This window comes from Gulosibacter molinativorax, from assembly GCF_003010915.2.
GTDB lineage: Bacteria > Actinomycetota > Actinomycetes > Actinomycetales > Microbacteriaceae > Gulosibacter > Gulosibacter molinativorax.
In genome coordinates this window covers 2,850,663-2,863,166 of sequence record NZ_CP028426.1, presented here as the reverse complement: position 1 = coordinate 2,863,166, position 12,504 = coordinate 2,850,663, and the positions used below count along the sequence as shown (strand labels likewise).

The window sequence follows — 12,504 nt, the reverse complement described above, 5'->3', positions numbered from 1 at the left end:
TCTGCCCGCGGGCGGCCAGTAGAACTACCCACTGGTGGCCACGAAAACTGCCCAGTCATGGCCAGCAGATCTGCCCACCAAAAGGGGATGGTGGCGCCGGCCATGACCCGAACACAGGTCAGCTCATTGACATGACTCCCTTCCCCGCCAGCGCCTGCGTCAACCGGATCGAGTCGCCCGTGGTCTGACACACATGCGCGTGATGCAACAACCGATCTACCGTCGCGGTCGCGAGCGTTTTCGGCATCAGCTCGTCAAACCCAGCCGGATGCAGATTCGACGAAATCGCGATCGATCGTTTCTCGTACGCGGCATCCACCAACCGGTACAACCCCTCGGCGGCATCGGCACCAACTTCAAGGAGCCCGATATCATCGACCACGATCATGTCCGCCCGCAGTACCCGCGCGACGACCTTGCCCACGGAATCGTCCGCACGATGCGCGCGAACCAGCGCGCCAAGGTCTTCTAACCGGAACCACGCCACCCGCAAGCCTTCCTCGACCGCGTGCTGGCCCAGCGCTTCAAGGAAGAACGTTTTCCCCGTGCCCGACGGGCCACACACCACCACGTTCTCCCGCCGGTCGACCCATTCCAGCGTCCGTAACGCCTGCTGCGTGGGTAACGGGATCGAGGACAATCCCTCGTCCCAACTCGCGAACGTTTTCCCAGTCGGGAACCCGGCAGCTTTGCGACGGGTCGCGAGCATCGAACGGGCACGGCCAGCGACTTCTTCCGTGAACAACGCTTTGATCACCTCGGACGGTTCCCAACGTTGCGCTTTCGCGGTCGCGATCAACTCCGGCGCGACCGCCCTCGCATGCGGCATCTTCAACTGCCGCATCAACGCTTCAACCTCGGCAGACAACGCGGGCGCCTGCTGCGACTGCACCGGGCTCATGCGCGATCCTCCGAACCGTTCTCGCCACTACCCGTCAAGGCAGCGCTGGCCTGCCCGATCGCGGCCCACCCCGCGGTGCCCTGCGCCAGCGAGGTCGACTCGTCTGCCCGCCGCGCGGGACCAGAAACACCCGCCTCCAGAAACGACACCAAATCCCCGGTCGCGAACCGGCCATACGTGGCCGCCTCGCCAAGCGCCTCATCAACCCTGGCCACCCCACTGATCTTCGCGAGGGCCACAGCCTCGGCCATCTTCTGCCGCATCCGGGAGGTACCCACCGCGGCCGCTTCCAACAGCCACGCCTCCGCGCCCGCGCCGATCCCGAGGAACTCGACCTCAGCCGCAGTACGCGGCCGAACCGTGTAGTCACCCGGCGTTTTCTGCGGCTGGTCAGGGAAATGCGCATCATCAACCCGCGGGCTGCCCGGCGTGGCCCGCTCATGCCGAGCGGCTTCCACAGGTCCCCGGTCACTGACATGCACCACGATGACCTGCTCGCCCTCGCCGGCACCATGGCTGCGGACGAACACCTCCGCACCCAGTAACCCCGCGGGCACCGAGTATTGACCATTCTCGAACGTGATCATCGGCGTGTTCGCTGGCACCCGGCGCGATACCCCGAACGCGACCGTGTGCGCCCGATCCGGAACCCGATGCAACCGCGCCTGTTCCTCACCAAGCATGTCCACCGGCCGCCTACGCGTGGCTCGATGCTCGCGCTGATTGACCTCGGCCATGAACCGGTCACAGGCCGCTTCGACCTCACCGAACGACGCGTACTCGGGCAGCAGGTTCGTGTCCTTCGGCACGATATCGGCCTTCGCGAGTTTCACCGATGCTTCCACCCCGCCCTTGGACGCGGGATCCGCGGGCTGACACGTCAACACCGTGACCCCGTAATGCCGCGCGAACTCCACCGTCTGCACGTTCCGGACCGGCACGCCCGCGATATGCGACACCGTCACTGTTTTCTCGTTATCCGTCAGCACATACGTCGGCGCGCCACCCAGAATCCGAAACGTCCGATCCAACGCCGCGAACACCGACGACGCGGTACGATCCCGCAACGCGATCACGATCCGGAACCGGCTCCACGCCAGCCACGCCACGAACAAGACCGTCTTCACCTTGTCGATCACCGGCCCATCGCCGAAGTCGTACTGCAACCACATGCCGGGTTCCGTGATCCACGGCCGATGCACCCGTACGCGGCCCGCGCGATACGCGGCACGAACCTCAGCGACCGCGCGCCGGGTCGAGCGTTCCGATCCCGCATAGCCAAGCGCGACCAGTTTCGCGTGGGCCTTATCGGCGCGGATCTTGCCCTGGGACGCCTCGACCCATTCCTCGATCTTCGGCAGGAATGGATCAGTCACGCGTTCTCGCGGTTCGACCGCGCCCACGGGACGACCGCGTCCCTCGCGGCGACGTGGTGCGCGACGGTGTGATGCGAACAGCCCGCCAACTCGGCGGCAGCACGCAACGATCCCGTCAGATCATATGCAGCAAGCATTTCCATAATTTCTCCGTCAGACTTCATACGAGCCTCTTCCCGGGTAACAGTGATGCGACTTGAACATCGCCATCCAACCCGGGAAGGGGCTCCCCGCGATTACGTCACCGCGGGGATTCACTATTCGAAGTGGGCAGATCTTGTGGCCACCAGTGGGCAGTCCGGTTGGCCGTCAGCGGGCAATTCCCTGGCCGCCTATGGGCAGTTTTCCATGGCCGCTAACACAAAGGAACCGCTATCGCCATTGCATCGTCAGAGATCAGATGAATGACAAGTCTCCCCTAACGGACCCGCGAACCTCCAGCAGTCATTCAGCCCCCGGTAATATCGGTCCGGACCGGAGGACAGGCCCATGAACTCTCTTACCGCGGATTCGCTGCTCGAGGCGGCTGGCGACACCATCTTCGATCGCGGCGTCGAGTACGTGCCTTATGTGTTCGGCCTGCGGAGTAGCGCGAAAAGTGCAATGGCAACCATCGGCGTCCGGCAGGTCTACACGTGCCACCTCGATTGGGCGGATGAGCTGACCGGTTCGTGTACCTGCCCGTTCAATGCGAAGGGGTATTTTTGTAAGCACCTCACCGCACTCGGTTTGGCCGTGCTCAACGCGAGCGGAGGCGCGCCCGTTAACGAGGACGGCGCGCGATCGATTTCTGAGACGGCACAAGTCCAGATCGTCTCGTGGCTGGCAGAGCTCTCCCGAGAGCGCCTCGTGGAGCTGGTGCATGAGCTCGCTTCGCTCAGCGATGTTGGACTACTCATTCTCGAGATGAGAGCCGCCGTCTCGGTCGGCGACACCACGAGCGCGGAACAGCCTTACATCGAGGACGCCAAAGCAAGGCTCGCGTTCCGTGGGTACCTTGACTATCGACGATCCTCCGACGTCGCATACGAGATCGAAGCGATTCTCGATGAATACGAAACGATATTGGATTCTGCGCCTGGCAGAAATGATGAGGCCAGCCCAGCCGATGTTCTCCGCCCCGCGCTCGAATACGTACTGAAGCGCGCCCGCACTATCTCCGAGAGCGCCGATGACTCGAACGGCGGTATTGGCGACGCACTAAGTCGCGCGGTAGGGCTACACGCGAGAGCCTGTGCCGAAGGGACGCCTGACCCGAAAAAACTCGCACACTGGCTCGTGTCGTACCGCCGGACTTCACCCGGCTGGCCAGAGACGCCTCTTTCACTTTATGTCGACGCGTTTGATGAGATTGGGCTCAGCACATATCGCCAGGGCATCGAAAAGTATGCGGCTGATCCAGAGACCTCGGAATTCGACCGCCGGACCGTTCTCCTGGAACTCGCCGATCACGATCACGACCTCGACCGAGCGGTGGAGATACTCGGTACTGGCGAATACATCTATTACCGCGAAATTGTTTTGAGACTGCGCGAAGCGAACCGTCTCAGTGAGTCGATGGTATGGCTCGACCGTGCGGTTGCCGCAGGCAAGATCACGCTGAAGGAACCCAGCAGCTTTTGGCTCGGTATCGACGAGGTCGTCGATTGGCTTCATTCCGCAGGACGGCAGGAAGATGCGCTGGACTTGATACACGCACTGTTTGCTGCTCGGCCGAGCGTTTCACTGTTTGGCTCGCTGATCCGGTACGCCGATCGGCTCGGCGTCGATCAGACTGAGCGAGCTTGGGCGCGCGAGTCAGTCGAAGCGTATGCCGACCGCGAAGGCAACGGCGATGCGGCAATCGAGATTGCGCTCGCCGACGACGATATCGAGCAGGCGTGGATGGCTCATGGACGTTGGGGATCCCGGCACGCGTGGCGCAAGCTCGCCGAGGCCAGCGCATCCGAAAAGCCTCGCGAAGCCGCAGACCTTTACCGCCCTTACCTGAACCAGCTCCTGCCGCAGGCCAATACGCAGGTCTACCCCGAGGTCGCGAATGTCCTGCGACGGATGCGCGACGGCTACGCTGCCGTCGGTGCGGAAAAGGAGATCGACTCGCTGATCGCCGAGATCCGAGATACATACCGCCGTCGACCGGCGCTCATGAGAGCGTTGGATGCGGCCGGACTGCGCAGCGTTAAGTAACGGAGGAACCCGGACACCAAGAAGCTGCCCTGGAACCAGAAACGGCCCGCCGCGTTTCACACGCTGCGAGCCGTTCAGTTCTGTCTCCACACAGAATTCTTATCTCTACGAGATACGTGCGCCTGGAGGGACTCGAACCCCCAACCTTCTGTTCTGTAGTCGATATCACACAAAACAACACCGACGCACCCGAGATCGACAACCCCAACCCCGTCATCACCCTGTTCCCCCGCGCCTCATGACCAGGCACATAATTTCGAGCATGAGTCTCGAAAAATGGCCGGTCCCCGCCGAATGGGAAACCGCAATCCACCTGTACCTCCAACACGAGCGCGCCAGCGGAGCACCCCTGACGACCTGCGCGACACGTGAACAACATTTGCGGCAACTCGCCAGGGCCATGAAAACCAGCCCCTGGGACATCGAACCCGAACAACTCCTCGCATGGTTCTCCACCCGCACATGGGCACGCGAGACCCGCCGCGGCCGCCGCACCACCTACCGGTCATTCTGGGCATGGGCAGTCGCCACGGGCCGCACGGACGTCAACGCCGCCGCCGTGCTCCCCGCAGTCAAGCCCGCACCACCCCAGCCACGGCCAATCCCAGCCGCGCCCCTCAGCCTCGGCATTGCCAGCAGTAACGCCCGCACCGCGCTCATCCTCACCCTCGCCGCCGAAGTTGGTATGCGCCGCGCCGAAATCGCACAAGCACACACCCGAGACCTCATCCCCGACCTCGACGGCCACTCGATCGTCGTCCACGGCAAAGGTGGCAAAGACCGCATCGTGCCACTCTCCGACGACCTCGCCAGCGAACTCCGGCAACTCCCCGAAGGCTATTTCTTCCCCGGCCGCGACAACGGGCACCTCTCACCCCGCTATGTCGGCAAGCTCGCAGCCAACGCACTCCCCGGCGAATGGACACTCCACTCCGGCAGGCACAGGTTCGCGACGAACGCACACCGAGCCAGCGGAGATCTCCTCGTCGTGCAAGACCTCCTGGGGCACGCGTCACCCGCAACCACCCGCGTCTACATCGCGCCCGACCGCTCCCGCGCGCGAGCCGTCGTCCAGTCACTCCCACGCGCCGCATAGAAAGGACTCCCCCATGTCTCACAAGGCGAAAGCGATCAAAGGTAATTTCGCGGGCTCTTGGCTGGCCGTCTGCTCGTGCGGTTGGCGCGGGCCGGTCCGGGGCTTCAAGGGCGCGCGGGCGAAGGCTGTGGATGATTACCACGAGCATCTCTACGAGGTTGGCGCGGAGCGGTAGGGAAAACGAAAAACCCCGCCCTCCGGCGTGATGCCAGAGAGCGGGGCAGTGAGGTTGAGTGACGTTCAGTGAGAGGGCAGTGATCGGGCTGACTGTGCCGTCGATTCCGGGTCACTGATCGACGTGAGCAGACTGATCACGACAGCGAGCGCCGTGATCGAGAGCCCGCCAAGCCAGTCGATTTCGAGGATGCCAGCCGTCGGCACCAGGTCACTCCCCGCCGACGTGAGGAGCACCGCAAGAAGCACCTGCGCGGCAGTTTTGATCGCTCTGTCGATTGCGCCCCGGAGGAAGTCTTTCGAGAAGATTTTCATGATCTATTCCTTAGTCCGTATTTCTCCCGTGCCCCCTGCTGAGGGCCACGGTGGGATATCCTTCTCATCCACGCACGGTGCACGGATGAGCATGATTTCGAGACGCGCCGCATGCGACGTGATGATGCGCCGATGCTTCGACTCCCTATCGAACGCATCCCACGCTTTCTGAGAATCGTCGCGCCGTTTCCCCTCCCGGCCAGTCACAGCCCGGTAGGCCCACGTGGAGATGTCTTTGATGATCGCCCCGAGTCCAAGGGCGGTGATGATTGCCGCAATCTCTCCCGCAGTCACGCCCTAGTCCTCTCGGTCGAGTCTCCGTGGGCGGTAATCCCAAGCCTGAATCTGTAGAAAGCGGAGCAGGAAGAAACACAGGCCGAGCGTGAGCCCGAAAAACTGTGTGCCGCGATTCCCGGCTTCGAACCCCCACAGGTAGACGACGACGCCGAGATACACGCCGAGGCCGAGCGCGGCGATCTTGATCCCCAGCCGCTCGAGCCACCACCAGTCCGAATAGACCGTGCACGCCGCGAGCAGGCTCCCTGCGATTAGCAGGCACGCCCAGATCGTCGTGAGCACGTGCCCGAGCTGCCCGGCGATCGTCAACGGCGGGGCAATCAATGTCACCATGCCCATCGCAAACGCGACCACATAGCCGAGCAACACGACGGGCCGCCACTGGGGCGGGTCATAAAACCAATACCTCAGCGCGCGCAACATCAGAGTTCCCGCTTGTTCGCGTCGTTCGCGCGCGTGAGCGCGGCACGCATCACCGGGCCGGGAACATCATTCCCGACGTAGCCCCACCGGCCACGGAGCCAGCGCGCGATGCTCGCCCACATGACCGGGCCGAGCACGTCGTTCTGATTCGCCGGGTAACCCCAATCCTGACGGAGGAACCGCGCGAAACCGTACGCCGATCCGCTACCCCAGATATTGTCGATCTTGCCGGTGTACCCGCGCTCGCGCGCTATCTTCTGCAGACCCCGCACGTCGGGGATTCCGAATGGGTTGTTCGCCGAGGTCTTCGACGCCGCGGCCTTCGGACTCTTCCCGGTCTGCTTGAACACCAGGTGCGCGGCCTCGGTCGCGTCGCCCCAGATACCGTCCGCGGTCACGCCAAGGAATTGCTGGTAACGCTTCACCGCAGCCTGAGTCTCGGGACCGTCCCAGCCGTCCACCGTGATGTCCTCGCCGCGATCGTGCTTGAGGAACCGCTGGCGCGACGCCATGCGCTCGTCGCCCTTCGCCGGCGCCGACGAAACGTTCCGGCCCGCGAGTCGCTGACGCCACTCCCGAACCTTCACGAGGAGGTCGTCACCGTACGAGGCATTGCCGTTGTAGCGCTTGCCAGCGTTACGGATCGCCGCATCAGCGGTCTTTCCGCCGAGGTAATCCACCATCAACCGGAAGCCGTACTTCATGTTGTCCAGCGGCACCCACGGCTTGAGTCCAGCCTTCTCCATCTCATCGAAGAACGCTGGCCACGTGATCTGTGCAGGGCCGACGCCGTTCGATGTCTTGCCGCCTCGCACCTGCTTGATGAAGTCTTTGTATTTCGCTTCGGTGACCTCGCCGCCGCCGTGATACGCGCCGCCCGCGTCGTGACCGAACACGTTGCGACCGCCGGACTCTTTCTGAATCACCGCGGCCGCGATCGCGAGATCCAGGCCGACCGCAGACGCAGCCTTCACGATGATGGTCGAGTTGACCAGCCCGCCAGCTTCAAGCACCTGCGCCGCCGAGGGCTTCGGTGTATCGACCTTCCCGCCGATCTGTCCGCGGTACTCGATGTGCCACGGCTCCACCTGCGAGAACCCATACCCAGCAGGATCGAAACCGTACTTCGACGCGTTCGCCTTGATCCAGTGCGAGCGGACATTCCCGGCGACGGTCACGCCCGCGTCATCCCCACTGTCATGAATGTCGAGAGCTCGAGGGCCAGAAGGATTCGTCTCCACGTGGTACGCCAACGGTGACGACGGATGCAGTGCAAGGTTCCCCTTGCCTGCCTGGTAGTCCTCCCAGAAGTCGAGCTGCTCATCCCACGTGCGCGTCCCATCCGAGACATGCAGGGAATAGCCGGTCGCCTTCTGGAAATCTGCGGCCATCTCGCGGAACGCTTTTGCAACGTTCACCTCGACCCGGTGACCGTCAATATTCGTGTACTCGTAAGCCATTTCTTTGCCCTCCTTTTGGGCATAAAAAAGCCCCCCACCGGTATTGGCGAAAGGGCGGAGAAAAATCCACCCCGGTAGAGGCGGCTGGAAATCTCGTGGATCAGGTTGTGCGCGAAGTTGCGCCTTACTCGGCTAACTCCCTACCGTCCAGAGGAACCCAGAGAATGCTGATGCGAGACGCTCATACCCAGCCGCGTTCGGGTGGAGACCATCCGAGGTGAGCGTGGCCAGAGTGAGTTTTGTGAACCCCGAGTTCGCGTACGCGTCGTACACCGGGAGGCCGTACAGGCCGCCTACCTCCTTCACCGCGTCGACATAATCCAAAAGCTTGTGCCCCACCGCGTTGACGTGGTTCACGTCATACGACGCGTTATCGCGCTGCAGCGGTGTGGAAAGCATGATGCGGATAGTCGGGTTCTGAGTCAGAATGTGCTCGATCGTTGTGCGGTAGGCGCCCAAGAACGTAGCTCGATCGAACGATGCGTCACCGATTTGCCCGAGCGTTCCGACCGGCATGTCCAGCCGGAAATCATTAGTGCCCGCCGCGACAATCGCAAGGTCATGACCAACAAAGCTTTTCGTCAGAGCAGTCGTTACTGTCCCGACACCGTTTGCGGAACCATCCGACATGGGGCGGCCCGCTACTGCTGCGTTCTCAACCGAGGAAAACCCAAGTTCGTCACGGACAGCATTGAGCGCGGCCGCGCCATTCGCCATGACCGAATCACCAAGCACGATGAATGATCCACCAGCCCATACGCTGACACGACCCGAGAGCTCACTCTTCAACGCATATTTCTGGGCATTCGCCGCGTCCGAAAAGTAGTGGTCCCAGTCTGACCAGGTCCCCTGTAGCAGTGAGCGGATCGCGAACGCGCTGTAGCCCGTCGCGTCCGGGATCGCGACCTGAGTGACGTGAGCATTGTTTGCAGACCAAGGTTTCACGTCGATGGTGCACATCGTTGGGAACGGGTAGTTGCGTTCGCTTGTCGCAAACGTTGGCGAGTTCTGGTAAAAACTTCCGGTTGTCGTGAGCGTATCCAGATTCTCAGTGGTGAGTTGCCGAACACGAGATGTGACTTCACTGAAGCTGGACCATCCAGCGGCGCCGTTACGATCCGCAGCCCAAACCCGAGTCGGGTTCAGCGCGACGAGAACCGCTGTTTTGTATGAACTATCCCGGTTAACGAGCAGTAACGAGCCCGCGGCTGGGAGGCCCATTTCGGTCGCCTTTGCGGTAGAGATCCAATGCGTACCACCCGGCAGAGAATCGAGGCTATCTGCCGTCGCCTGCCCCTTGTAATACGACAACTCGCCAAGCAGCAGCGGATCGGCATTAATACCGTCGATCACCGCCTGAGTCACCTCAGGGTTCGACGCGATCACATCGCCAACCATGCCCTCAGCCTGGACACGAATACGCGCATCCACCGCAGACCGCGACGCAGTAGGCGCAGAGAGCTTCGACGCCATGTCCTGATCCGTCACCGCCGCGATCTGCCCTACGAGAGTCCACGGCATTAGTCCATCCTCCGAATCTGCCCCGTCGAAGGGCGCAACCAAATACTGTTCCTCGCGACCGCGCCCTGCGTCGCCGGGTCAGCCTCCTGCACGAAAACCGCGCCAACCCTGGCAGGGAACTGCGCGTGATCAGACAAGGACCCACCCGACGCACGCAAATAGAACGTGCCCCACTCCGACCGTTTCACAGGCTGCCCACCCTCGCCGAGCCACGACTCGGCAACCTCGTACAAGGCGAGAGCGCCAGACCGCGAGCGCAACTGCTCGCTAGGGATCAAATCCACCGAATACGCACCCGAAGACGCGACATCCACCAGCTTCGTCTCCGTATTGACAAGGGTCCCCCGTGGTGACACGCCTCCAACAAACGCACCTCCAACCGAGGCTTGAGCGACGTCGAATGCACCTCATTCGCCGGAGTCGCAACATAACCGGAATAGACAACCAAAAGAGTCTCCTTAACGAGAAAAACCACCCCGAAGGTGGCAGCGAGTGAGGGCTTGCTAGACGAGATAGTTGCGCGGGTTACGCTCGACACCATCGACAATGATTTCGAGATGCAGGTGCGGGCCTGTCGAGTTGCCCGTGGAACCGATATAGCCGATCGTCTGCATCTGGTTCACCGTCTGGCCGACCGACACGACAATGCTCGACTGGTGCGCGTAATACGAGTGGATGCCGCCGCCGTGGTCGATCCTGACGGCGTTGCCGTAGCCGCCTGCCCACCCGGCGAATGTGACCGTCCCAGACCCGACCGCGCCAATCGCAGCGCCGTATGTGGCAGGCCAGTACCCGAAATCGATCCCGAGGTGATTTGTTGACCCGATCCCGCCAGGCGACTCACGCGGCCCAAACTCCGACGTGACCGTGGACCACGGGAACGGTTTCACGAGCCCTGTAGCGCCAGGATTGCCCGGGTCGATCGGTCCCGGCCCTGTACCGATACCGCCAACCTTCGGTCCCTTGAACACGAAACCATTGACGTTCACCATCAGAATGTTGTAGTCATCCGGAGTGGCAGTTTCCATCAAGTTCAAATGCCGCAGGTCACCGCGAGTCGTGAGTGGCCCGTTGATATGGGAATCCACTGGTGCATCTGTCGTGCCGACACGGAATATGTTGTCCCCGGCAGTGGTCGCATTCACCTCAACATTGCCGTTGAGTTCAACATCGCCATTGAAAAACGATGGTATCGAGCCGCCAGGCTCGCCAATCTGCAGTTCAGGCGGCTCAGATGACCAACCGCCGTCCCGCATGCGTATTGGGCCATTGAACCACGCCGCATCATTATGTGACGTCGTACCGTTAAATGTTGACGGCCTTCGGTTCGTAGTCTCCCCGACAACGAGCCCCCCACTCGGAGAGTTCCAGGAGTGCCCGACCGACAGGCCGCCACTAAACACCGCGGTTCCCCGCCAATCGATATGCGCCGGAATGCCGAGGACATTATTCGCAGACCCATAGATCGAGCCCTCGACCAAAAGGCCCTGCTCTGACGCGATCCTGAGCCCGCCACGCTCCACAGAGCTAAAGCCGATCGGCGAGCCAGCTTCGAGGTCGCGCACACGCCGATTCGTGTCGGGGATTGCCGGGTCTTTCAAATTCCGCCAGCGCGCCATTACTCGACCTCCTGCGTCTCCACTCGGACCCGGCCCTTACCGGCACGCGAAACCGACAGCACATACAGCAGATATTCGCCGCGAGAGATACCCTCCGAGCCCGGATGCGCCAACCTGATCCGCATCCCGATACGCACCATGTCCGGCGTAAGCCAGCCGCCCTGCTCGAACTGCAGCTCAAACGAGAACTGACGGCGGGGCCCCCGACTGTCCAACAGTGTTGTCAACGCGATCTGATTCAACTGTGTATTGACGTCCACGTGCTTGTGCGACTCTGTGACGATCTGCCGCGGAACGCCCTCGATCATCGGCAGCTGGTCCGGCCCAGCCCAGCCAACGCGCATGTCAGCCTCAGAGCCAGCGCCGATCACCCACACGTCAGATGCTTGCTCCGAACCATCCTGTAGCTCTTTCAGCTTCGATACGGGAGTGCGGACAGGATTTTCGGGCGTCGCTGCACGCATCCGCACCTCGCCCCAGTCGAACGTGGGCGAACCAATATGCACATCCCACTTCAGTAGGCCACCGACCCACCGCGGGCGAAGGTTCCAGTCCGGGCCGCCCGTAGCGTCAAGGTCAGACATGACCTGAGTGAGGCTCTTGTAGTGGTACCTGAACAGCTCATATGTGAGCTGCCCAGGCTTCTCCTCTGGCCATAGGAACGGCAGCGCATGCCTAGTTCCGATCTCGCGACCGAATGCCCGCCAGAGCACCTCACGCACGATCCGATACATGGATGCGCCTGTGATCGTCAGTTCGTTCGGGCCGCCCTCGCCAGGTACCCACATTTGCCGTTTATCGCCGAGCTTCTTGATTTCGACAAGGTTCAGCGACAGCATTCCCGTGGAGTCGTCCCACTCCGAGTCCGTCACATACCCGGCATATTGGATATGCCCCGGCCCGGAAAACACTTCGTGCTTGACTTCTTCGATGACGATCGCTGTCGCGGCGGTACGCCGCAGCAAGCGCACCGACTCGAAGTCGAGCTTGCGTTTCTGATCCCGCGCGTAGATCGTCACCGAACCAGTCCCCGGCGTCGTGAGTGAAGTAGTCCACGAACCGACCGTGCCGCCGATCTTCGTGAAGATCCGCTCCCCAGTCACCGTATGCACGGGGACAATGCGCTCAACCATCA

At 62.1% G+C, this 12,504-nt stretch carries 12 protein-coding genes and 1 pseudogene; 3 read left to right on the top strand and 10 right to left on the bottom strand.

Translation table 11 applies throughout. The features are described 5' to 3' along the window. Nucleotides 1-118: 118 nt before the first annotated feature. A complete protein-coding gene (istB, locus tag GMOLON4_RS13270; RefSeq protein ID WP_106486792.1) occupies nucleotides 119-901 on the bottom strand; it encodes an IS21-like element helper ATPase IstB in 783 nt (260 codons plus the stop codon). Next, nucleotides 898-2,441: pseudogene (istA, locus tag GMOLON4_RS13265) on the bottom strand (IS21 family transposase). The gene istB and the pseudogene istA overlap by 4 nt, the downstream one beginning before the upstream one ends. A 325-nt stretch (nucleotides 2,442-2,766) precedes the next feature. Here istA and GMOLON4_RS13255 point away from each other — a divergent pair. From GMOLON4_RS13255 to GMOLON4_RS13245, 3 genes are all read left to right on the top strand, one after another. After that, nucleotides 2,767-4,464, top strand: coding sequence for an SWIM zinc finger family protein (locus GMOLON4_RS13255; protein ID WP_026937861.1), 1,698 nt, complete (start codon nucleotides 2,767-2,769; stop codon nucleotides 4,462-4,464). A 400-nt stretch (nucleotides 4,465-4,864) separates the two neighbouring features. After that, complete coding sequence (locus tag GMOLON4_RS13250; protein ID WP_265415381.1) at nucleotides 4,865-5,560, top strand: tyrosine-type recombinase/integrase; 696 nt, start codon at nucleotides 4,865-4,867, stop codon at nucleotides 5,558-5,560. A gap of 13 nt (nucleotides 5,561-5,573) precedes the next feature. Next, on the top strand, nucleotides 5,574-5,735 hold the full coding sequence (locus tag GMOLON4_RS13245; protein WP_169516551.1) for a hypothetical protein: 162 nt from the start codon (nucleotides 5,574-5,576) through the stop codon (nucleotides 5,733-5,735). Nucleotides 5,736-5,800: 65 nt separating this feature from the next. Here GMOLON4_RS13245 and GMOLON4_RS13240 read toward each other — a convergent pair whose 3' ends face one another. The 8 genes from GMOLON4_RS13240 to GMOLON4_RS13205 all read right to left on the bottom strand — a co-directional run bounded on the left by GMOLON4_RS13240 (nucleotide 5,801) and on the right by GMOLON4_RS13205 (nucleotide 12,502). Then, entirely contained in the window at nucleotides 5,801-6,049 is a 249-nt protein-coding gene (locus GMOLON4_RS13240) for a holin (protein WP_051267431.1), read from the bottom strand. A gap of 3 nt (nucleotides 6,050-6,052) precedes the next feature. Continuing rightward, complete coding sequence (locus tag GMOLON4_RS13235) at nucleotides 6,053-6,343, bottom strand: hypothetical protein (RefSeq protein WP_026937862.1); 291 nt, start codon at nucleotides 6,341-6,343, stop codon at nucleotides 6,053-6,055. 3 nt (nucleotides 6,344-6,346) lie between these two features. Then, nucleotides 6,347-6,769, bottom strand: coding sequence for a hypothetical protein (locus tag GMOLON4_RS13230; RefSeq protein WP_026937863.1), 423 nt, complete (start codon nucleotides 6,767-6,769; stop codon nucleotides 6,347-6,349). Then, nucleotides 6,769-8,229, bottom strand: coding sequence for a peptidoglycan-binding protein (locus GMOLON4_RS13225; protein ID WP_265415380.1), 1,461 nt, complete (start codon nucleotides 8,227-8,229; stop codon nucleotides 6,769-6,771). The genes GMOLON4_RS13230 and GMOLON4_RS13225 overlap by 1 nt, the downstream gene beginning before the upstream one ends. Nucleotides 8,230-8,361: 132 nt before the next feature. Continuing rightward, nucleotides 8,362-9,750 (bottom strand): SGNH/GDSL hydrolase family protein, encoded by a 1,389-nt coding sequence (locus GMOLON4_RS13220; RefSeq protein ID WP_265415379.1) that lies wholly within the window; start codon nucleotides 9,748-9,750, stop codon nucleotides 8,362-8,364. Further along, the gene (locus GMOLON4_RS13215; protein WP_265415378.1) at nucleotides 9,750-10,106 is read right to left on the bottom strand and encodes a hypothetical protein; all 357 of its coding nucleotides are present in this window, start codon (nucleotides 10,104-10,106) and stop codon (nucleotides 9,750-9,752) included. The genes GMOLON4_RS13220 and GMOLON4_RS13215 overlap by 1 nt, the downstream gene beginning before the upstream one ends. A gap of 147 nt (nucleotides 10,107-10,253) precedes the next feature. Further along, nucleotides 10,254-10,778 (bottom strand): M23 family metallopeptidase, encoded by a 525-nt coding sequence (locus GMOLON4_RS13210; protein WP_265415377.1) that lies wholly within the window; start codon nucleotides 10,776-10,778, stop codon nucleotides 10,254-10,256. 590 nt (nucleotides 10,779-11,368) lie between these two features. Further along, nucleotides 11,369-12,502: a hypothetical protein gene (locus GMOLON4_RS13205; RefSeq protein ID WP_265415376.1), complete on the bottom strand. Its 1,134-nt coding sequence runs from the start codon at nucleotides 12,500-12,502 to the stop codon at nucleotides 11,369-11,371. Between the last annotated feature and the right edge of the window lie 2 nt (nucleotides 12,503-12,504).